This is a genomic window from Stenotrophomonas sp. TWI1409 (assembly GCF_039673015.1).
Classification (GTDB): Bacteria; Pseudomonadota; Gammaproteobacteria; order Xanthomonadales; family Xanthomonadaceae; genus Stenotrophomonas; species Stenotrophomonas maltophilia_A.
Window position 1 is genome coordinate 1 of record NZ_JBDJKU010000072.1, and the last position, 19,273, is coordinate 19,273.

The 19,273-nt window shown below is 66.7% G+C and carries 21 protein-coding genes; 8 read left to right on the top strand and 13 right to left on the bottom strand.

All coding sequences use genetic code 11. The features are described 5' to 3' along the window. Window positions 1–204: 204 nt before the first annotated feature. Window positions 205–2,283: a S9 family peptidase gene (locus ABE423_RS17785; RefSeq protein WP_346486985.1), complete on the top strand. Its 2,079-nt coding sequence runs from the start codon at window positions 205–207 to the stop codon at window positions 2,281–2,283. A gap of 141 nt (window positions 2,284–2,424) precedes the next feature. Then, window positions 2,425–3,669, top strand: coding sequence for a DUF819 family protein (locus ABE423_RS17790; protein WP_293794320.1), 1,245 nt, complete (start codon window positions 2,425–2,427; stop codon window positions 3,667–3,669). A gap of 87 nt (window positions 3,670–3,756) precedes the next feature. Here ABE423_RS17790 and ABE423_RS17795 read toward each other — a convergent pair whose 3' ends face one another. From ABE423_RS17795 to ABE423_RS17815, 5 genes are read right to left on the bottom strand one after another with little or no spacing between them, the layout of a single operon-like run. After that, window positions 3,757–4,236, bottom strand: coding sequence for a hypothetical protein (locus ABE423_RS17795; protein ID WP_125893775.1), 480 nt, complete (start codon window positions 4,234–4,236; stop codon window positions 3,757–3,759). A gap of 46 nt (window positions 4,237–4,282) precedes the next feature. Further along, complete coding sequence (gene minE, locus ABE423_RS17800) at window positions 4,283–4,543, bottom strand: cell division topological specificity factor MinE (RefSeq protein ID WP_004148073.1); 261 nt, start codon at window positions 4,541–4,543, stop codon at window positions 4,283–4,285. A 2-nt stretch (window positions 4,544–4,545) separates the two neighbouring features. Further along, complete coding sequence (gene minD / locus ABE423_RS17805) at window positions 4,546–5,355, bottom strand: septum site-determining protein MinD (protein ID WP_010483375.1); 810 nt, start codon at window positions 5,353–5,355, stop codon at window positions 4,546–4,548. Between the two features lie 35 nt (window positions 5,356–5,390). Beyond that, window positions 5,391–6,239, bottom strand: coding sequence for a septum site-determining protein MinC (gene minC / locus ABE423_RS17810; protein ID WP_050509775.1), 849 nt, complete (start codon window positions 6,237–6,239; stop codon window positions 5,391–5,393). Then, the gene (locus ABE423_RS17815) at window positions 6,185–6,781 is read right to left on the bottom strand and encodes a GNAT family N-acetyltransferase (protein ID WP_032127604.1); all 597 of its coding nucleotides are present in this window, start codon (window positions 6,779–6,781) and stop codon (window positions 6,185–6,187) included. Before ABE423_RS17815 ends, minC begins: the two co-directional genes overlap by 55 nt. A gap of 153 nt (window positions 6,782–6,934) precedes the next feature. Here ABE423_RS17815 and ABE423_RS17820 point away from each other — a divergent pair, with 153 nt between their 5' ends. From ABE423_RS17820 to ABE423_RS17835, 4 genes are all read left to right on the top strand, one after another. Continuing rightward, window positions 6,935–8,137: a sensor histidine kinase gene (locus ABE423_RS17820; protein WP_049461775.1), complete on the top strand. Its 1,203-nt coding sequence runs from the start codon at window positions 6,935–6,937 to the stop codon at window positions 8,135–8,137. After that, window positions 8,137–8,778, top strand: a complete 642-nt coding sequence (locus ABE423_RS17825) for a response regulator transcription factor (protein WP_006424175.1) — start codon at window positions 8,137–8,139, stop codon at window positions 8,776–8,778. Before ABE423_RS17820 ends, ABE423_RS17825 begins: the two co-directional genes overlap by 1 nt. A 234-nt stretch (window positions 8,779–9,012) precedes the next feature. Further along, entirely contained in the window at window positions 9,013–10,086 is a 1,074-nt protein-coding gene (locus ABE423_RS17830; protein WP_032127602.1) for an SRPBCC family protein, read from the top strand. A 103-nt stretch (window positions 10,087–10,189) separates the two neighbouring features. Further along, entirely contained in the window at window positions 10,190–10,561 is a 372-nt protein-coding gene (locus ABE423_RS17835) for a DUF423 domain-containing protein (protein ID WP_019659313.1), read from the top strand. Window positions 10,562–10,955: 394 nt separating this feature from the next. On the opposite strand, the gene ABE423_RS17840 is transcribed toward ABE423_RS17835, so the two are convergent. The 5 genes from ABE423_RS17840 to ABE423_RS17860 are packed head-to-tail and all read right to left on the bottom strand — an operon-like array spanning window position 10,956 to window position 13,654. Next, window positions 10,956–11,765 carry a M15 family metallopeptidase gene (locus ABE423_RS17840; RefSeq protein ID WP_180838698.1) on the bottom strand — a complete coding sequence of 270 codons (810 nt, stop codon included), beginning with the start codon at window positions 11,763–11,765 and terminating at the stop codon, window positions 10,956–10,958. 9 nt (window positions 11,766–11,774) lie between these two features. Then, on the bottom strand, window positions 11,775–12,368 hold the full coding sequence (locus ABE423_RS17845) for a PH domain-containing protein (protein ID WP_032127599.1): 594 nt from the start codon (window positions 12,366–12,368) through the stop codon (window positions 11,775–11,777). A 3-nt stretch (window positions 12,369–12,371) separates the two neighbouring features. Next, complete coding sequence (locus ABE423_RS17850; RefSeq protein ID WP_032127598.1) at window positions 12,372–12,551, bottom strand: DUF4177 domain-containing protein; 180 nt, start codon at window positions 12,549–12,551, stop codon at window positions 12,372–12,374. Further along, window positions 12,548–12,727 carry an Arc family DNA binding domain-containing protein gene (locus tag ABE423_RS17855; RefSeq protein ID WP_065178114.1) on the bottom strand — a complete coding sequence of 60 codons (180 nt, stop codon included), beginning with the start codon at window positions 12,725–12,727 and terminating at the stop codon, window positions 12,548–12,550. Before ABE423_RS17855 ends, ABE423_RS17850 begins: the two co-directional genes overlap by 4 nt. 45 nt (window positions 12,728–12,772) lie before the next feature. After that, window positions 12,773–13,654 (bottom strand): SPFH domain-containing protein, encoded by an 882-nt coding sequence (locus tag ABE423_RS17860; RefSeq protein WP_032127597.1) that lies wholly within the window; start codon window positions 13,652–13,654, stop codon window positions 12,773–12,775. A 137-nt stretch (window positions 13,655–13,791) separates the two neighbouring features. On the opposite strand from ABE423_RS17860, the gene purT reads away from it, so the two are divergent. Continuing rightward, window positions 13,792–14,979 carry a formate-dependent phosphoribosylglycinamide formyltransferase gene (gene purT, locus ABE423_RS17865; RefSeq protein WP_346486991.1) on the top strand — a complete coding sequence of 396 codons (1,188 nt, stop codon included), beginning with the start codon at window positions 13,792–13,794 and terminating at the stop codon, window positions 14,977–14,979. 72 nt (window positions 14,980–15,051) lie between these two features. On the opposite strand, the gene ABE423_RS17870 is transcribed toward purT, so the two are convergent. Both ABE423_RS17870 and ABE423_RS17875 read right to left on the bottom strand, forming a co-directional pair. Next, window positions 15,052–16,251 carry an endonuclease/exonuclease/phosphatase family protein gene (locus ABE423_RS17870; RefSeq protein ID WP_346486993.1) on the bottom strand — a complete coding sequence of 400 codons (1,200 nt, stop codon included), beginning with the start codon at window positions 16,249–16,251 and terminating at the stop codon, window positions 15,052–15,054. A gap of 38 nt (window positions 16,252–16,289) precedes the next feature. Then, complete coding sequence (locus ABE423_RS17875; protein ID WP_125893787.1) at window positions 16,290–17,045, bottom strand: arginyltransferase; 756 nt, start codon at window positions 17,043–17,045, stop codon at window positions 16,290–16,292. Window positions 17,046–17,201: 156 nt separating this feature from the next. Between ABE423_RS17875 and ABE423_RS17880 the strand changes: the two genes are divergently transcribed. Beyond that, window positions 17,202–17,765, top strand: a complete 564-nt coding sequence (locus ABE423_RS17880; protein WP_049398907.1) for an EF-hand domain-containing protein — start codon at window positions 17,202–17,204, stop codon at window positions 17,763–17,765. Between the two features lie 51 nt (window positions 17,766–17,816). Here ABE423_RS17880 and ABE423_RS17885 read toward each other — a convergent pair whose 3' ends face one another. After that, window positions 17,817–19,034, bottom strand: coding sequence for a sigma-70 family RNA polymerase sigma factor (locus ABE423_RS17885; RefSeq protein ID WP_346486996.1), 1,218 nt, complete (start codon window positions 19,032–19,034; stop codon window positions 17,817–17,819). Window positions 19,035–19,273 lie beyond the last annotated feature (239 nt).

Consider the following 19,273-nt stretch of genomic DNA (forward strand, 5'->3'; position numbering starts at 1 on the left):
GGCGCGGCCGTTTTCTCTCACTTCTTAAAGGCGTTCCCCCTGTGTGTGCCGCCGCCCCCCCCCCCACTACCGCAAACCGCGCTACGGCGCGGTTTGCTTTTTCTGGCGGCGGGGCCAACCCCGCGGGCAGCCATGACCGATGGCCTTGGCAGCCCCGGCCGCACGGGCCTACCATCGGTTTTTTGCCGTCCTGCGGAGACCCCGATGAAACTGCGTCATGCCCTGCTGCCACTGAGCCTGCTGGCTGCCCTGCCCAGCGTTGCCGCTGCCCGTGGCCTGGAAGTCCGCGACATGGTGGCCATGGACCGCGTCTCCGCGCCGGTACTGACCACGGACGGTGGCACTGTGGTGTTCGCCAAGCGCAGCGTGGACGCCAACCTGAAGGCCTCCACCGCGCTGTTCGCGCGCAACCTGCGCACCCGCGATGCGGCACCGCCCAAGCAGATCACCCCGGCCGGCTGGAACGTCAATTCCGCGTCGCTGTCGGCCGATGGCCAGACCGTCTACTTCCTCAGCGCCAGGAACGGCAGCCAGCAGCTGTACGCGCAGCCGATCAACGGCGGCACCCCGCGTCAGCTGACCGACTTCCCGGTGGACGTGGACAGCTACCACGTATCGCCGCAGGACGACCGCGTGCTGTTCAGTGCCGGCGTGTTCCAGGCCTGTGCCTCGGATCTGGCATGCACCGAGAAGAAGCTGAAGGAAAAGAAGGACGCCAAGGCCAGCGGCCAGGTGTGGGATTCGCTGTTCGTGCGCCACTGGGATACCTGGAACGACGGCCGCCGCAACACCCTGTTCGTGGCAACGCTGCCGGCAGGCAAGGCCGGGGCGGTCAAGGGCGCCTCGGCGCTGAGCGCGACCATCGACGGCGATGCACCGTCCAAGCCGTTCGGTGGCAATGACGATTTCGCGTGGTCGCCGGATGGCGCCAGCGTGGTGGCCAGCATCCGCGTGGCCGGCAAGCAGGAGCCGTGGTCGACCAACTTCGACCTGTACCGCTTCGACGCTGCGGGCAAGCAGGCGCCGGTCAACCTGACCGCCTCCAATCCGGCCTGGGATGCCGGCCCGGTGTTCAGTGCCGACGGCAAGACCCTGTTCTACCGTGCGATGAAGCGCCCGGGCTTCGAGGCCGACCGTTTCGGCCTGATGGCGATGGACCTGGCCAGCGGCAAGAGCCGTGAGATCGCGCCGCAATGGGATCGCTCGGCTGGCGGCATCACCCTGTCCGCGGATGGCAGCAGCATCTACACCACTGCCGATGACCTCGGCGAGCACCCGCTGTTCCAGATCGACGTGGCCAGCGGCAAGGCCACCAAGCTGATCGGCGACGGCAGCGTGACCTCGGTGGACGTGGCCGGCACCAGCGTGGCGATCACCCGCAACAGCCTGAAGAGCAACGACCAGGTGCTGGTCGGCCTGCTGCCGGCCGCCGGCGAAGCCATCGGCGAGCTGCGCGCGCTGACCCCGGCCGCTGGCGACGTGCTCAAGGACGTCAGCTTCGGTGACTACGAACAGTTCGAGTTCAAGGGCTGGAACAACGACACCGTGCACGGCTATGTGGTCAAGCCGCACAACTACCAGGAAGGCAAGTCGTACCCGGTCGCGTTCCTGATCCACGGCGGCCCGCAGGGCAGCTTCGGCAATGGCTGGAGCTACCGCTGGAATCCGCAGACCTATGCGGGCCAGGGCTACGCCGTGGTGATGATCGACTTCCACGGCTCCACCGGCTATGGCCAGGCCTTCACCGATGCGATCAGCCAGCACTGGGGCGACCGCCCGCTGGAAGACCTGCAGAAGGGATGGGATGCGGCGCTGAAGAAGTATTCCTTCCTCAACGGTGACAAGGCCTGTGCGCTGGGCGCCAGCTACGGCGGCTTCATGGTCAACTGGATCGCCGGCAACTGGAACGGCCCGTTCAAGTGCCTGGTCAACCATGACGGCGTGTTCGACCAGCGCATGATGGGCTACGCCACCGAAGAACTGTGGTTCACCGAGTGGGAGCAGGGCGGTACGCCGTACCAGAAGGCGGCGAACTACGAGAAGTTCAACCCGGTCAACCACGTGGCGGACTGGAAGAAGCCGATCCTGGTCATCCACGGCCAGCAGGACTTCCGTATTCCGGTCGAGCAGGGCCTGGCCGCGTTCACTGCTGCCCAGCGCCAGGGCATCGAATCGAAGTTCCTGTACTTCCCGGATGAAAACCACTGGGTGCTGAAGCCGAACAACAGCATCCTGTGGCATGACACCGTCAATGCCTGGCTGAAGCAGCACATCGGCAACTGATGACTGCAGCGCCGCCCTTCGGGGCGGCGCTTTTGTTTCGCCATCTGCTGTACCGGTGGGTGCCGACCGTTGGTCGGCACACCTTCCTGATCTGCCGCCAACAGCAGCCGGCCAGCGGCCGGCTCTACCCAGAGCGCCTGCATGCCCTCGACCGCCCTGATCCAGAACGACATCGTCGTCTTCGGTTTGATCGCCGCCACCCTGGGCGCCGTGTTCTGGACCGCCTCGCGCGAACAGGGCCTGTGGAAACGCTTCTACACCTTCGTGCCGGCACTGTTGCTGTGCTACCTGATTCCCGGCATCTACAACACCGTCGGCCTGATCGACGGCCAGAACACCAGGCTCTACAACCCGATCGCACGCGACATCCTGCTGCCGGCAGCGCTGATCCTGCTGACCCTGGCGGTGGACATCAAAGGCATCCTGCGGCTCGGCCCGAAGCTGGTGCTGATGTACCTGGGTGCGTCCGCCAGCATCATGCTGGGTGCGGTGGTGGCTTTCCTGGTGATGCGCGCGCTGCATCCGGAAACGGTGGCCGGTGACACCTGGGCCGGCATGGCCGCACTGGCCGGCAGCTGGATCGGTGGCGGGGCCAACATGCTGGCGATGCGCGAAGTGTTCGACGTCAACGCCACCACGTTCGGCCAGTTCGCGGTGGTCGATGTCGGTGTCGGTTACGTGTGGATGGCCGCGCTGATCTTCCTGGCCGGGCGCGCAGCGAAGATCGACGCGCGCAGCGGTGCCGACACGTCGGCCATCGATGAGCTGAAGGAGCGCATCGCGCGCTTCCAGGCCGAGCACGAGCGTATTCCCAGCCTCACCGACCTGATGCTGATCGTGGCGGTGGCCTTCGGCGGCGTGGGTCTGTCACACGCGATCGGTGCGCCGCTGGCGGCATGGTTCAAGGCCAATGTCAGCTGGGCCCCGCAGTTCAGCCTGGATGCGCCGTTCGTGTGGGTGGTGGTGCTGTCGACCACGCTGGGCCTGAGCCTGAGCTTCACCCGTGCACGCACGCTGGAAGGTGCGGGCGCCTCGCGGCTGGGTTCGCTGCTGCTGTACTTCCTGATTGCCTGCATCGGCATGCAGATGGATCTGCTGGCGCTGCTGGACCGCCCGTGGCTGTTCCTGCTCGGCCTGATCTGGATTGCCGTGCACATCGCGCTGCTGTGGTGCCTGGGCAAGCTGCTGAAGGTGCCGTTCTTCTATTTCGCGATCGGTTCGCAGTCGAACATCGGTGGCCCGGCTTCGGCGCCGGTGGTGGCTGCAGCGTTCCATCCGGCCCTGGCGCCGGTGGGCGTGTTGCTGGGCACGATGGGCTACGCCACCGGCACCTACCTGGCCTACATCGTCGGCATTACCCTGCGCGCGCTGGCAGGGCAGGGCTGATGGGGTAGTGCCGGCCGCTGGCCGGCAACCAGGTAATGCTGCACGGGTTCATGAGGTTGCCGGCCAACGGCCGGCATTACCGATGCGTTACGCCACCGGCAATCCGCGTTCGATCAACCACGCCTTCGCGTCTTCGGCATCCTGCTCAAACCACGCCTGTGTCGACCCCAGCCGATACGTATACCCCCAGGCATCCATGTCGGCCATCAACCGCGCACAGCCAACGCCAGGCAGCTGCCCGGCCAGCACGATCTGCAGGTAGCAGGTGGCATCTTCCTCGGCCACCGAGTCGGTGGCGTCGGTATGCACCTGCGCACGCCGCTCCGGCGGTAGCACGATCAGATGGCAGGCTTCGTGCAGCATCGAGTGCACGGGCGTGTCATCGCGCACGTACACGTTGCTGGCGATGATGCCGGCCTCGGGCTCGCCCCAGTAGCTGCCGGGAATCGGTTCACCGGCCGCGACGTGGTGCAGCTGCAGGCCATGCGCGGCGAGCAGGCACTGCGCATCAGCGAAGGCGATGTCGCCCACGCAGGTGATGTCCACGGCGGTTGTCGTATCGGTCATGCGGGTCAGGCAGCCCCGCCCGTGCAGGCACGGGCGGGGCAGAGCATCAGGGTTTGTCCGGGCCTTCAGGCAGCGCCACGGAGATGTCCAGCACATCGTGCTGGCCATCCTTCACCAGGTCGACCTTCACTGCATCGACGTCGATGTTCACGTACTTCTTGATCACTTCCAGCAGCTCGCGCTGCAGCAGCGGCAGGTAATCGGGGCCGCCGCGGTTGCTGCGCTCCTGCGCGATGATGATCTGCAGGCGGTTCTTGGCGGTTTCGGCGGTGGTCTTCTTCGCTTTGAGGAAATCAAACAGGCCCATGCTTACCCTCCGAACAGCTTGCTGAAGAAGCCCTTCTTCTCGACGTTGGTGAAGCGCATCGGGCGTTCTTCGCCAAGGATGCGCGCGACGGCGTCGTCGTAGGCCTGGCCGGCTGCGGACTCGACATCCAGGATGACCGGCTCGCCCTTGTTGGAGGCGTTGAGCACGTCACCCGACTCGGGGATCACGCCAATCGCCTTCAGGCCGAGCACTTCCTCGACGTCGGCGATGCTGAGCATCTCGCCGCTTTCCACGCGCAGCGGGGTGTAGCGGGTCAGCAGCAGGAAGGCCGGCACGTCCTGGCCGGACTCGGCCTTGTGGGTCTTCGAGTCGAGCAGGCCGATGATGCGGTCCGAGTCGCGCACCGACGACACTTCCGGGTTCACCACCACCACCGCACGGTCGGCGAAGTACATCGCCAGGAAGGCGCCCTTCTCGATGCCGGCCGGGGAGTCGCAGATGATGTAGTCGAAGCCGTCGGCGGCCAGGTCCTTCAGGACCTTGCCCACGCCTTCCTGGGTCAGTGCGTCCTTGTCGCGGGTCTGCGAGGCGGCCAGCACGTACAGGTTCTCGAAGCGCTTGTCCTTGATCAGGGCCTGCTTGAGGGTCGCTTCGCCGTGCACGACGTTGACGAAGTCGTACACCACGCGGCGTTCGCAGCCCATGATCAGGTCGAGGTTGCGCAGGCCGACGTCGAAGTCGATCACCGCCACCTTCTTGCCGCGCCGTGCCAGGCCGCAGGCCAGGCTCGCGCTGGAAGTGGTCTTGCCGACGCCGCCCTTGCCGGAGGTGACTACGATGATTTCAGCCAAAGGACTTCTCCTGATGATTCTGTTTGGGTGCTGCGTCAGTCCAGCGCAGCGATCTTGATCTGGTCCTGTTCCAGCCACACCTGCACGGCCTTGCCGCGCAGGGAGTCCGGGACATCGTCCAGTACCTTGTAGTGGCCTGCAATGGCGACCAGTTCCGCATGGAAATCACGGCAGAAGATGCGTGCCGCGGTGTTGCCCTGTGCCCCTGCCAGCGCGCGGCCGCGCAGGGTGCCGTAGATGTGGATGCTGCCATCGGCGATGACCTCGGCGCCGGCGCCGACGGTGGCCATCACGGTCAGGTCGCAGTTTTCAGCGTACAGCTGCTGGCCCGAACGCACGTTGCCCAGCTGCATGCGGCCCGGCTGCGGTGCGGCGGCGTCGGCAACCTTGGCCACCGGCGTGGCCGGTGCCGGCTTCGGTTCGGCACGGGCTGCGCGACGCGGTTCCGGCGCGGGCGGCGGCGGCGGGGCCGGCTCGGCCTCGGCACGCTCGTACTGGGCGCGGAACTTGGCCAGCAGTGGCAGCCCGAGCTGCTGCGAGAGCAGGTCGACCGCGCTGGTGCCATAGGCCAGCGCCACCGGCAGCACGCCGGCACTGCGCAGGCCATCGACCAGCGCCTGCGCGGTGGCCACGTCCGGCACCTGGCTCAGGCCGCCGAAGTCGAGGATCACCGCGGCGCGGCCGAACAGTTTCGGCGCACGGGTGACGCGTTCGCGCATTTCCTGCACGAGGCGTTCGACATCAAGGGTACGGATGCGCAGGTTGGCGATGCCCACCTGGCCGATCTTCAGTTCACCGGCCTGTTCGTAATCGAAATTCACCGCCACGCTCAGGTCCCCGTCGGCCGCTGTGCCTGCGCCGGCAGATGCCGGGCACGTGTCCATGCCACATCCGGCAGCTTGCCGCCGTAGGTCTCCTGGACCCACGGGTAGCTGCACAGTTCCTTGGCCAGCATGCTGGCGCGCACGTCGACCTGCGGCATGGTGTTCTGGCCCAGCTCGCGGAAGCCGAAGCTGCCGTGGAAGAGCAGGGCGGCATCGGCGCCATGGTCGAGGAAGACTTCGCAGGTCATCTGCGGGTAGCGCAGCTCGGCAAAGCTCTGCGCGTCGGCATAGAACGCACGGCCGACGCCACCGCCACGACGGCGGCTGGCGACCACGATGCGGTCGATATAGAAGAACGGGGTGTCCAGCTGCTGCTTGAACCAGGCGAAGTTGCTGCTGTCGTGCTGGCTGTCGCTGCCGAAGCCGATCAGGAAGCCGGCCAGGTTGCCGTCGCGCTCGGCGACGCGGAAATACTCAGCGGTTTCGTAGAACAGGCGCAGGCGGGCCGCATCCAGGGGAAGGATGGCCAGGCCAGCGTTGTTGTTCAAAGCCAGGACGGAATCGAGCTCGTGCTCGCGCACGTCGCGGATGACAATCGACATTGTGACTCCGTGGGGTAACGCGGTTGGTCCGTCAAATTGGACCCTGCGCACGATTATTGCATGCCCGGGGTGGGCTGCGGCATGAACAGGGGACCTCGGATGCATGACTTCCGTGGGAGTGCGCGACGCGGGCCGGGCCCGTAGAGTGCTGGCATGTTGGGAGTCCTCAGCCATACCCGCGTCCTCCGTCTGGCCGGCCTGTTTACCTGGGTCATGGTCGGCCTGCCACTGGCGTACTCGCAATTCGAGAACCTGCACAGCCGCAGCGATATGGGCAGCTGGGCGATCCTGTTGTTCGTCGCCTACCTGTCCTTCGGCGCCGCGTACTACTGGCTGACCCGCCTCCTGCGCAGTGACAGCGACAGTCACACCACCTGGCTGGACCGCGGCCTGCTGCTGCTGCTGACGGTTTCGGCGCTGGGCGTCAGTTTCCTCAGTGGTTCGGGCCTGGGCAGCATCCTGATGATGGTGGCTGCCGGCGTCATTCCGTGGATGCTGTCGGCGCGCCTGTGCGTGCTGTGGCTGCTGGTCAGCCAGCTGGCGGTGGCCCCGGTCTATTACATACTGCTGAACTTCCCGCTGTTCGAAGCCGTGATGCAATCGCTGCTGTATGGCGGCTTTTCCATGTTCATCTTCGTGACCAGCCTTGTCGCGAGACAGCAGACTCAGGCCCGCGACGAGCAGCGCAGGCTCAATTCGGAGCTGCGTGCCACTCGTGCCCTGCTGGCCGAAAGCGCTCGCGTCAACGAGCGAACCCGCATTTCGCGTGAGCTGCACGATCTTCTGGGGCATCAGCTGACCGCACTGACCCTGAACCTCGAAGTGGCCGGTCACCTGGCCGAGGGCCAGGCGCTGGACCATGTGAAGCGCTCGCATGCCTTGGCCAAGCTGCTGCTGGGCAACGTGCGTGAGGTGGTCAGCCAGCTGCGCGAGACCGGCGCCATCGATCTGGCGGCGGCGCTGCGCCCGCTGACCGAGAACGTGCCCTCGCTGGACATCCAGCTGGAGATCGAGGATCCGCTGAACGTGGAGGACCCGCAGCGGGCCCACGTGCTGCTGCGCTGTACCCAGGAGATCATCACCAACGCGGTGCGCCATGCCGGCGCCCGCCACCTGTGGATCAAGGTGTACCGTGAAGCCCCCGACCGGGTGGTGGTGGAGGCCCGCGACGACGGCGTCGGCGCGGATATGGTCAATGTGGGCAATGGCTTGCGCGGCATGCGCGAGCGCCTGCAACAATGTGGTGGCCAGCTGCAGGTCGAAACCCGTCCCGGTGAAGGCTTCCGGCTGCGGGCGACGGTGCCGGCAACGGTGCTGGTGGCCGCCCTTACCAAGGTTCCTGAAGGAGTGCGTTGATGATTCGCGTCTGCCTGGTCGACGACCAAACCCTGGTGCGGCAGGGAATCCGCTCCCTGCTGGCGCTCGACGACGGTATCGAGGTGGTGGCCGAGGCCGGCGATGGCCGGCAGGCGGTCGAACTGATACCGCAGGTGCGCCCCGACGTGGTGCTGATGGACATGCGCATGCCGGTGATGTCCGGGCTGGAGGCGCTGCAGGTGCTGTCGCGCCAGGAGCAGCTGCCACCGACCATCATCCTCACCACCTTCGATGACGACCAGCTGGTGCTGGCCGGGCTCAAGGCTGGAGCCAAGGGCTACCTGCTCAAGGACGTGACCCTGGCGCAGCTGGTCGGTGCCATCCGCACCGTGGCCGACGGCGGTTCGCTGGTGCAGCCGGCCGTGACCCAGCGCCTGCTGTCCGGCCTGGAGCACATGCGCAACGAGTTCGTCAGCCTGGACCGCCCGGACCCGTTGACCGACCGCGAGACCGAGATCCTGCGCCTGATGGCCAGTGGCTTCTCCAACAAGGAGATCGCCAACTCGCTGGGTGTGGCCGAAGGCACCATCAAGAACCACGTGTCCAACATCCTGTCCAAGCTGGGCGTGCGCGACCGTACGCGCGCCGTACTGAAGGCGTTCGAACTCCAGCTGGTCTGAGGAAAACCTTTTCAGGACAATGACTTGAGTTCCAGTCATGGCCCTCGGGTGGGGTTGCCCCCTACTTCACGGGTATCGGTATGCGGTACCCTTCGAATTCTTTGTCCATACAAATACGCAGCCGGCAGGGAAACCGGTGCGCCAATCCCGATAAACAATGCCCGCGAAGCCTGCTAGGATTGGCGCTTCGCTTCAATCAACCCGGCCGTGGGATCGGCCCCGGAGACTCTCTGAATGACCCGTATTATCGAGTTCCTGATCGCCTTGGGGATCGTGGCTGGCCTGTTCGTCATCATTGGCGTATGTCTGCCGGGCGAGCGTCACATCACCGAAAGCATCGAGACCAACCGCAAGATGACGATCGTGTACGACACGGTCAGCAGCCTGCGCCGCTTCAAGGACTGGAACCCGCTGGTACTGCGCGATCCCGCCGTTGAACTGAAGCTGTCCGGCCCGGCCTCCGGCGTCGGTGCCACCCTCGACTTCACCTCCAAGGACCTGGGCACCGGTTCCTGGAAGATCACCGAAGCCGAAGAGAACAAGCGTGTTGCGATCGCCATCGATGACGCCACCAAGGGTCACGACAAGATCACCACCTTCACGCTGGAGCCGACCGGCAAGGGTGGCCGCAACGTCAAGATCACCCAGGACTACTCGGTGAAGTACGGCTTCGACCTGTTCGGTCGTTATGCAGGCCTGTATGTCAGCCGCCAGATCGGCGACGACATCAAGATGGGTCTGTCGCGTATGGCCAACATGCTGGCCAGCGTTCCGAACGTGGACTACCGCACCCCGGAAGCCCCGCTGACCGATCTGGCCATCGTCAATGTGCCGGCTGAAGACCTGCTGGTCGTCAACGCCGGTAACGTGGACCGCGGTCAGGACACGATCACCAAGTCCATCAAGGACAACCAGGAGTGGATCAAGCGCGTGATGGAGGCCAACGGCCTTGAAGCCGCCGGTCCGTTCCGCATCATCACCACCGATTTCGGTCAGGAGAAGTACGCCTTCGACATCGCCCAGCCGGTGAAGAAGAAGGGTGCTGAAGGTGCCACCGCTGAAGAGCTGACCGTCAAGATCGACGGCGGCGCTCCGGTCAAGTACGTGCACGTGGCCCCGCACCGTTCGGCGCATGCCGCCTACACCGGCCACATGGCGGGTCTGGACGTGGCCCGCAACGGCCTGCGTGCCTGGGCTGTGACCAACGGTTCGGAAGTGGTCGATCGCCCGTACGAAACCTGGAAGGACGGTCTGGACAAGTCGTTCACCCCGGAAGCGACCTACGACATCTACTGGGCCGTCAAGTAAGCCTCGGCTGACCCATGTAGTGTTGGACACGAAAACGCGCCGCTCATTGCGGCGCGTTTTTTTTCATCTGGCGCCCGGCAAGGGCGCTGCGCAAGGAGCCCACATGTTCAATCTCGAACGTCGCGCACGTAAGCCATCACTGCTGGCCTGCCTGGGGGCGCTGCTGGCCGCCGCCTCTATCGGCCTGTCGGCCTATGCCTCGCACGGTGTGGCCGACCCGCTGGCGCAGCAGCATCTGAACATGGCGGCGCTCTATGCGTTCGCGCATGGCGCGGTACTGGTGGCGCTCGGGCCGCGCGCGCAGGGCGCGATCGCGCACCTGGCGTTGTACGTGCTGCTGCTGGGCGTGCTGCTGTTTTCCGGCAGCCTGGTGGGCGGTGCGTTGTGGCAGTGGCCGACACGGATGGCACCGATCGGTGGCACCAGCATGATGGCTGGATGGGTGCTGCTGGCGATCAATGCGTTGAGGCGGTGACGGTCGCAGGGCTGTCGCTCCGATCCATGCCGATGCGATCGTGATGGTCCATGGGCGTTACTTTTCTTTTCGCGCGAAAAGAAAAGTAACCAAAAGAAACGCGCCGCCGGCCGCGAGCCGGTGCTGCGCACCGGTCCCCTGTGCTCCTCGGCCCGTCGAGGGACGGTGCGGGAACTCGCTGCGCTCAGACACCCGCACCTCTTCGCCCTCGCCGGACCTGCGGTGCTCGGCTCGCTTGAAGGCGGACCCAACAGCCGCGCGCTGATCCGTTGTAGAGGCTTCGAGCGAAGCGACCGGCTTCTGTCTTTGCCTTCTTGTTCCATCTCGTGGTGGGCGCGCGCGGAATCCGCCCGGACAGCTCCATGAAGTTCGCCGTGCAGCCGCCGCGAGGGGCTCAGCCGTTGGCCGGTCTCCAGCACCAGTGCCAAGGTTCGTAGACGATCCCATGCGGGTTGTCGCGCGGGTAGCTCAGCTGGAAGCCATGCCCACCGGCATTCGCCTGCAGCCACGCAAACGCGTCGGTGGCTTCGAACGATTCTTCAGCCGGGGCGTCGCCCGGTGTACCGATGTCCAGCGCATGGCCGCTGTGGTGTTCACTGAAACCCGGTGCGGCATTCACCTTCAGGATCTCCGCCACGCTCAGGCCGCGCGCCAGCTTCCGTTCGAAGATGCCCAACTGGTAGGCATGGCTGCGGAAGCCGGAGATGGCGTCCAGCGCAATGCCATCCTGTGCCGCATGCAGTCGCATCCGTCGCCAGCCCTGCGCGGCGCCACGGCGCAGCCATAGCGGGCGGGCGAAGCGATCGCGGCCGGCAAAATGCAGCAGGCAGGGTTCGGGTTCCAGCGGCAGGCCGCTGTCGTCGGCGTAGCGCTGCGGGTCCAGGCCAAGCTGCTGCAGGCGCTGCTGCAACCCGGCCAGCGGCAGCCACTGATCTTCCAGTCCGGCGCCGAAGGGCCGTGCAGCCGCGGTGTCCAGCAGCGCCAGTGCATCCTCGACCCCGGGCTCGCGCGGCAGGCGCGGCACCATCGAATGCACGCCGTGCGGCAGTACCGCCGCCAGATAGCGGCCATCACGCTTGCGCCGCAGCACCCACTGCGCCTGCGACAGCAGGCGTGCATCCAGGTTGCTGCGTGCGCGCAACAGGTGGGCGGGCCACAGCTCGATGGCCTCGGAATTGATCAGCAGGGGCGGGCGTCGTTGCATCGCCTCAGCTTACTGCCGTGGTGCCGACGCGGCCACCTTGCGCAGCGCATCGAGCAGCGCCTGCGGCCGGTCCACGCTGAGCAGCAGCGTGCTGCCATCACTGACCGGCAGGGCGAGGACACGCGCACGGTCGGTGACCAGCGCGAAGCCCTTGCCGCCACCCTGCAGGCGGAAGTGGCCCGAGTAGAAGCCCGGCATTGAATAGCCATTGGTTTTGACACGGATGCCATAGCGGCGGTCACGCTGCAGGTCGACCACCTCGGCCTGGTCCAGCCGCAGCTGCGCCACCGGCACGCGCCGCCGGTACATCGTCGAGCGCACGTCCAGCACGTTGCCGGCCAGCTCCACCCGGCGGCGGAAGAATGCGGCCCCCAGCCCGACAGCGAGTACAGCGATGACGATCAGGCTCCATGCCGCACTGCCGCCCATCCGGAACCAGGGCGGCGACAGCGTAACTTCGATCCAGGGTGCGTTCGCCGGTGCCTTGTACAGCTGCGCATACAGGCAGGCCACGAAGGCAGCCAGCAGCGGCAGCACGATCCACAGCACGCGCAGCGGCGAACTCTCGGCCACGTCAAAGGGTTTCGGGTCACTGCCGCCCATGGTTCAGGCCTCCTTCTTGAACACCAGCATCGCCGGGCGCATCGGCGCCGGGATGATGATGTTGACCAGCTCCCAGCCCAGCTGGCCCTGCCGGCTCAGCTCGGCCTGGACATCCTCGGCCTTGAGTACGCCCATCATGGAGGTCTTGACCTCGATGGTCTGGTAGCTCCAGCGCTTGCTCATTCCTTGTCCTCCGACGATGGCGTGGGTTTGGGCAGGCGTCCTGCCTTGCGCAGCGCGTCGCGCAGCACGTATTCGATCTGAGCGTTGAGGCTGCGCAGTTCGTCATCAGCCCAGCGCTGCGCCGCGGCCAGGACCTCGGCATTGATGCGCAGCGGATAGGCTTTCTTCTCACTCATGGGGGCTCCTGGCGGGGCGGTGGGGCGCCCCGTTGCGAGGGTGGCTCAGTACAGCGAGCCTGCATTGACGATCGGCTGGGTGCCGCGGTCCGAGCACAGCACGGTCAGCAGGTTGCTGACCATGTGCGCCTTGCGTTCCTCGTCCAGCTGCACCACGCCGTTCTTCTGCAGTTCGGCCAGGGCCATCTCGACCATGCCGACCGCACCGGCAACGATGCGCGTGCGTGCGGCGATCACCGCGTTGGCCTGCTGCCGCTGCAGCATCGCCTGGGCGATTTCAGCGGCGTAGGCGAGGTGGCTGATGCGCGCATCGATCACCTGCACGCCGGCGTCGGCCAGGCGCTCGGCCAGTTCGTTCTTCAGGTGCTGGGAAATCTCGCTGGCATGACTGCGCAGGGCCAGCTGGCCATCCTCATGCTGGTCGTAGGGGTAGCTGGTGGCCATCGCGCGCAGCGCCGATTCGGACTGGATGTGCACGAAGCTCTCGTAGTCGTCCACGTTGTAGACCGCCTCGGAGGCATCGACCACCTGCCAGACGATGACCGCGGCGATCTCGATCGGGCTGCCGTCCAGCTCGTTGACCTTCAGCTTGCCGCTCTCGAAGTTGCGCACGCGCTGGCTGACCCGGCGCTTGGCGTAGAAGGGGTTGTTCCAGCGCAGGCCGTTGTCCTTCACGGTGCCCACGTATTTGCCGAACAGGCTCAGCACCGCCGCCTGGTTGGGCTGGACGGTGTACAGGCCGGCCAGGGCGAAGATCGCCAGCGCCGCCACCAGGATGCCGGCCAGCATCAGCAGCAGGTTGGGGGAACCGGTGCTGGCCTTGGCTGCTACCCCCAGTACGAACAGGGCGCCGCCGGCGAGGGCGACAAGCAGGGCGCCGGCCAGCGTGCCGAGGCCGTTGAGCGAAGACAGCGACTTCTCTTTCATGGCGGTACGTCCTTGAGGGTTCGGAATGAAGATATCAAAGTGATATCACTTATAGACTACCGTTCGTCGGATGCCGTGGCCGGGACGGTCGGCCAGCTAGAATGCCCACCCGCCTTCACATCGCTGCTGGAACCGCCATGGCCAAGCTTGGAACTCCGTTGTCCCCCTCCGCCACCCGCGTGCTGCTGCTCGGCTCGGGCGAACTCGGCAAGGAGGTGGCCATCGAGCTGCAGCGGCTGGGCGTGGAAGTGATCGCCGCCGACCGCTATGCCGATGCCCCGGCCATGCAGGTCGCGCACCGCTCGCATGTGATCGACATGCTGGATGCGATGGCCCTGCGCGCGCTGATCGCCCAGGAGCAGCCGCACCTTGTGGTGCCGGAGATCGAGGCCATCCATACCGAGACCCTGGTCCAGCTGGAGCAGGAGCAGGGCCTGCGGGTGATCCCGACCGCGCGCGCCGCACGCCTGACCATGGACCGCGAAGGCATCCGCCGCCTGGCCGCCGAGACCCTGGGCCTGCCGACCTCGCCGTACCGCTTCGTCGATACCGAAGCCGAGTACCGCGCCGCCGTGGCCGCCATCGGCCTGCCGTGCGTGGTCAAGCCGGTGATGTCGTCCTCGGGCAAGGGCCAGAGCACACTGCGCAGCGAGGCGGACATCGCCCCGGCGTGGGAGTACGCACAGACCGGTGGCCGCGCTGGCGCCGGCCGCTGCATCGTCGAAGGTTTCATCGACTTCGATTACGAGATCACCCTGCTGACCGTCCGCCATGCCGGTGGCACCTCGTTCTGCGCGCCGATCGGCCATCTGCAGAAGGATGGTGATTACCGCGAAAGCTGGCAGCCGCAGCCGATGTCGAGCGCCGCGCTGGCGCGTGCCGAAGAGATTTCGCGCGCGATCACCGACGACCTTGGCGGCTGGGGCCTGTTCGGTGTCGAGCTGTTCGTGAAGGGCGACGAGGTGTGGTTCAGCGAAGTGTCGCCGCGCCCGCACGACACCGGCCTGGTGACGCTTGTTTCGCAGGAACTGAGCGAGTTCGCGCTGCACGCGCGCGCCATCCTTGGCCTGCCGATCCCGGTGATCCGCCAGAGCGGCCCGTCGGCCTCGTGCGCGCTGCTGGCGCATGGCGAGGGCGTGCCGTACTTCAACAACGTCGCCGCCGCCCTGCAGGTGCCGGACACCGCCGTGCGCCTGTTCGGCAAGCCGAGCGTGCACGGCCATCGCCGCGTGGGCGTGACCCTGGCGCGCGCGGAAACCTTCGACGAAGCGCGCGCCATCGCGCGTGATGCCGCCGACGCCATCGGCGTCGAACTGCGCCCCTGAAAAAGGAGCGACGACCAACGGTCGTCGCCTACCGAAACCCGGTGGGTACCGACCGTTGGTCGGTACGCTGCTCTACCGCACATCCACCCACACCAGGTGGTGGTCGCTGCCGTCGGCGATCTTCGCTTCCGGGCTTTCATTGGCCGGCCAGAACACGCCGCTGCCGATGTACTCGAAACCGGTGGAGGGCAGCACGTAGTCCAGGCGCATGGTGCCGGACTTCGGGCCGAAATCGCCGGTGGCGTGGAACGGTGCGCCCTTGCGCTCGATGCCCTTGGCCGCATAGGCCAGGCTGGTCTGCTCGCCACCAACGCTGCGCGGGGTGGGGTAGCGCAACACGCGGGCGTTCTCGATCAGTTCGACGATCGCCTCATGGCGGCCATCGCCGTCGACCGGGTCGTTGTTGAGGTCGCCGAGGATCACGAAGCGCGCGTCCTGCGCCAGGCCGCCGCACTGGCCCTTGTCGTCGCACAGCCACGGCTTGTCTCCCTTGGACAGGTATTCCTGCCACAGGCGCAGTTCGTCGTGGTTGCGCGCGGCGTTGCGCTTTTCCGGGCCATCGAACACTGGCGGGGTCGGGTGCGAGACCAGCGCGTGGACCACGCCGGCCGGGGTCTTCACCGGCACGTCCCAATGTGACTTCGACGACAGCCGCAGCTGCGACCACACATGGTCGTTGTAGAAGCTCTTGCCGGTGCGCGGGTCGACCGGACGGATCGCGCCCGGCATCGCGCTCCACTTCAGCAGCTGGAAGCTGCGCACCTTGGCTTCATCGATCGGGTAGCGCGACAGCACCAGCATGCCGTACTGGCCCGGGTGCAGGCCGTAGCCCCAGGCATCGTTGCCGCGGCTGCGGCCTTCGCCGCCGACCACGCCGTTGTTGTCCAGGTCCAGGCCGCTGGGCACGCCGGTGTTGACCGGAGCCAGGTAGCGGTAGGCGAAGTGCAGCGGCTTGCCGCCGCCGGGCTGGGCCACTTCCAGGTAGCGCTTCTGGAACAGGTCGGCGGCGCGGTGGGCGTCGTCGAAATCGAATTCGTTCAGCAGCACCAGGTCCGGGCGTGCCTGCTGCAGCACCGCGGCGATCTTGCGCGCGTGCTCGCTGTCGCCTTCCAGCTCCTTGATCAGGCCACCGGTCTCATCGGAGTACAGCGAGGTGTTGTAGGTGGCCAGGCGCAGCGCAGCGGACGGCTTTTCGGTCATCGCAGGGGACGTGGCGAAGGCGGGGGCGCCGCAGAGCAGGGCCAGGGCGAGGATCTGGGGTCGGAGGTTCATGCGCCGTATTGTGCACCCGGCCCGGTGTCAGTGGTTTGTCAGCGTCCGTCCAGTTCGTCGTCGAAATCGTGCCAGCGGCGGCCGTCATAGGCTTCCAGCGGTCGATAGCGCCGTTTGTAGTCCATCTTCTGATGCCCGCGGATCCAGTAGCCCAGGTAGACGTGCGGCAGGCCCTCGCGGCGGGCCCATTCGATCTGCTGCAGGATCGCGAAGGTGCCCAGCCCGCGCGCGGCATGGTCCGGGTCGAAGAAGGTGTAGACCGCCGACAGGCCGTGCTCGGTGACGTCGGTCACCGCCACACCCAGCAGCTGGCTGGGCTGGCCGTCGTGGCCGGGCAGGCGCATCTCCATGAAGCGGGTGTGCGACCAGCTGCCGATCAGGAACTGCTCGAATTCGTGCGGGCCATGGTCGTCCATGCCACCGTTGGCGTGGCGATGCACCAGATAGCGGTGATACAGCGCGAACAGGTCATCGCGGGCGGTGGCCGCGGTGATGCGTACTTCCAGGTCTTCATTGCGGGCGGCACAGCGGCGCTGGCTGCGGTCCGGGGCGAAGCGGGCCACCGGAATACGCACCGCCACGCAGGCCTGGCAATGTGCGCAGTGCGGGCGGTAGACCAGGTCGCCGCTGCGCCGGAAGCCCCAGCTCAATGCCAGCGGGTACAGGCCGCCGAGACGACGGTCGTGCGGATCCAGCACCAGGTCGCGTGCCACCCGGTCCGACCAGTACCCGCAGGGGTGCTCGCCGGTCTGGAAAAGTCGCAGTTCGTCGTCTCTGTCGCCGTGAATCGCCATGGGCACAGCATAGCCCCAGCCTGTCGCAGTGGTGGCGACTGTCCGCCGGATGAATGGAACCGGCAGTGGCGTCAACCGATGTCGCGCCCGGGCGTTGTTGTCTCCCGAGGGTGAAGTGATCACCCCGACGCAATCCCCATCCCCAGGAGTGACCCCATGATCCGTACCCCCCTGCTGCTGGCCCTGCTGCTCGGCACTTCCGCTACCGGTATCGCGCTGGCCGCCGATGCCCCGACTGCGCCGGCGCAGCGCCCGGCCAAGCTGGACACCAACGGCGACGGCGTCATCGACCGCAGCGAAGCCGCTGCCAACCCGCGCCTGGCCGCGAAGTTCGACGAGCTGGACAAGAACAAGGACGGCAAGCTCTCGCGCGATGAGCTGCCGCGCTGGCAGCACGGTCGCCGTGGTGGCCACGGCGGTGAGCGCTGGGCCAAGCTGGACGTCAACAAGGACGGCCGCATCAGCCGCGAGGAAGCCAAGGCCGATCCGCGCCTGGCCGCGCGCTTCGACGAGCTCGACCTCAACAAGGACGGTTACCTGGACAAGGCCGACCGCGAGCTGCGCATGAAGCAGCGTCGTGATGCCTGGTTCGCCGCCGCCGACACCAACAAGGATGGCCAGCTGAGCAAGGCCGAGTTCGACGCGGCCAAGGGCCCGATGCACGGTGGCCCGCGCCACGGCGGTCCGCGCGATGGCGCGGCGCCGAAGCCGCAGCGCTGAGGTTCAACGCAGTGAATGACGACAACGCCGGCGCACTGCCGGCGTTGTCCGTTACAGGCGGCCGCTGCGCATCAGTGAGTACACCACCAGCGCGATGACCATCAGGTTCATGGCGATGATGCCGGTGCGGCCATACATGGATTCGTACTTCCAGTTGGTCCCGGTGCGCCCGCGCCGTGCCGAATCGCGCGCGATCATCGGTGCCATCACCCGCTGCAGCGGCACCAGGCACTGGTAGTTGACCACGCCCAGGCCTACCGCCAGCACCGTCAGCTGCGCCCAGACCGGCGCCTGCAGCATCACAGCCAGCAGGATCGCCAGGCACCAGAACATGCCCGTGATGATGTTGAGGTAGAGGAAGCGGCGCACGTCGGCGCGCTCGGACGCCGTTTCCGTGTACGACATCAGGAAGCGTCCGCCCAGATAGCTGCCGATCGCACCACCGACCACGCCGCCAATGACCGCCCCCCAGCTTTCGGCCGGCAGCACGTGCAGTTGGCCCAGTGTGGCGGTCAACGAGCCCATCGCGGTTCCGCCCGCAGCGCTGGCACCGCCGAGGCCAAGCTTGCTGCCGCCGATGCCGACACCGGTGCCGAGCAGCACCGCAGCACTGGCCGTGCCGGGCGCAGCCACCAGTACCATCGAAACCACCGCCGTAGCGAACGCGGCACTGGGTGCGCTGCTGCGCGCGAACTCGCCGAAGCGTTGCAGCAGGCCGTCGCGCACCAGCGCGCGGGCACGCGACAGGCGCTTGCGCACGGCGGCGTCACTGAGCCCAAGCAGCTCGGCCACCTGCTGCGAGCGCTGGCCTTCGCGGTAGTACAGCAACAGTACTTCGCGGCTGTCGGCCGGCAACGCGGAAATGATGTCCTCGGCGGCGATCTCTTCTTCCACCCGTTGCAGCCGGTCGGCCGCGCCCGGGGCCGGGTCGGCGGCCATGCCCATCGCCACCTCGGCGGCCTCGCCGGTCAGCGGCCGGCCGCGCTGCGCGCGCAGCCAGTCGCGGGCCAGGTTGCGGGTGATCTGCCGCAGCCACGGCAGGAAGCTGGTCGAACTGCGCAGCTGGTGCAGCTGCTGCCAGCCCTTCACGAAGGCCTCCTGGGCGATGTCCTCACTGGCCTGACGATCGCGGGTGATGGCCAGCGCGATGGCGGTAACCGTGTTCTGGCAGGCCAGCACGATGCGGCCATAGGCGTGCTGGCAACCGCTGGCGGCGGCAGGCAGTTCGCGTTCCAGTGTCTGGTCGATCGATGCGGCGAACGTCGTCATGGCGGCGGCTCTCCTGTTGGGATTGTGTCCCAAGACGGAGCCGCGCGCCGAATGTGACCGGCCTTCTGCACGGTAGTGCCGGCCGCTGGCCGGCAACCTCATGACAAAAAAAGGGGACGGAGGGGATTAAGTCGTTTGTGCCTCATGCGACTTAATCCCCACCGTCCCCATTTTAGGCGGCCGGCCAGCGGCCGGCACAACCCGGGCGGCACGTCGAGGGGTGGATGCGAACCCCGATT

Coding starts and splice junctions, on each gene's coding strand:
- ABE423_RS17785 (WP_346486985.1), top strand. CDS start 205: ATGAAACTGCGTCATGCCCTGCTGCCACTGAGCCTGCTGGCTGCCCTG.
- ABE423_RS17870 (WP_346486993.1), bottom strand. CDS start 16,251: ATGAACCTCCGACCCCAGATCCTCGCCCTGGCCCTGCTCTGCGGCGCC.
- ABE423_RS17830 (WP_032127602.1), top strand. CDS start 9,013: ATGACCCGTATTATCGAGTTCCTGATCGCCTTGGGGATCGTGGCTGGC.
- ABE423_RS17885 (WP_346486996.1), bottom strand. CDS start 19,034: ATGACGACGTTCGCCGCATCGATCGACCAGACACTGGAACGCGAACTG.
- ABE423_RS17875 (WP_125893787.1), bottom strand. CDS start 17,045: ATGGCGATTCACGGCGACAGAGACGACGAACTGCGACTTTTCCAGACC.
- ABE423_RS17825 (WP_006424175.1), top strand. CDS start 8,137: ATGATTCGCGTCTGCCTGGTCGACGACCAAACCCTGGTGCGGCAGGGA.
- ABE423_RS17820 (WP_049461775.1), top strand. CDS start 6,935: ATGTTGGGAGTCCTCAGCCATACCCGCGTCCTCCGTCTGGCCGGCCTG.
- ABE423_RS17815 (WP_032127604.1), bottom strand. CDS start 6,781: ATGTCGATTGTCATCCGCGACGTGCGCGAGCACGAGCTCGATTCCGTC.
- purT (WP_346486991.1), top strand. CDS start 13,792: ATGGCCAAGCTTGGAACTCCGTTGTCCCCCTCCGCCACCCGCGTGCTG.
- ABE423_RS17790 (WP_293794320.1), top strand. CDS start 2,425: ATGCCCTCGACCGCCCTGATCCAGAACGACATCGTCGTCTTCGGTTTG.
- ABE423_RS17795 (WP_125893775.1), bottom strand. CDS start 4,236: ATGACCGATACGACAACCGCCGTGGACATCACCTGCGTGGGCGACATC.
- ABE423_RS17850 (WP_032127598.1), bottom strand. CDS start 12,551: ATGAGCAAGCGCTGGAGCTACCAGACCATCGAGGTCAAGACCTCCATG.
- ABE423_RS17855 (WP_065178114.1), bottom strand. CDS start 12,727: ATGAGTGAGAAGAAAGCCTATCCGCTGCGCATCAATGCCGAGGTCCTG.
- ABE423_RS17880 (WP_049398907.1), top strand. CDS start 17,202: ATGATCCGTACCCCCCTGCTGCTGGCCCTGCTGCTCGGCACTTCCGCT.
- ABE423_RS17840 (WP_180838698.1), bottom strand. CDS start 11,765: ATGCAACGACGCCCGCCCCTGCTGATCAATTCCGAGGCCATCGAGCTG.
- minC (WP_050509775.1), bottom strand. CDS start 6,239: ATGGACACGTGCCCGGCATCTGCCGGCGCAGGCACAGCGGCCGACGGG.
- ABE423_RS17835 (WP_019659313.1), top strand. CDS start 10,190: ATGTTCAATCTCGAACGTCGCGCACGTAAGCCATCACTGCTGGCCTGC.
- minE (WP_004148073.1), bottom strand. CDS start 4,543: ATGGGCCTGTTTGATTTCCTCAAAGCGAAGAAGACCACCGCCGAAACC.
- ABE423_RS17860 (WP_032127597.1), bottom strand. CDS start 13,654: ATGAAAGAGAAGTCGCTGTCTTCGCTCAACGGCCTCGGCACGCTGGCC.
- ABE423_RS17845 (WP_032127599.1), bottom strand. CDS start 12,368: ATGGGCGGCAGTGACCCGAAACCCTTTGACGTGGCCGAGAGTTCGCCG.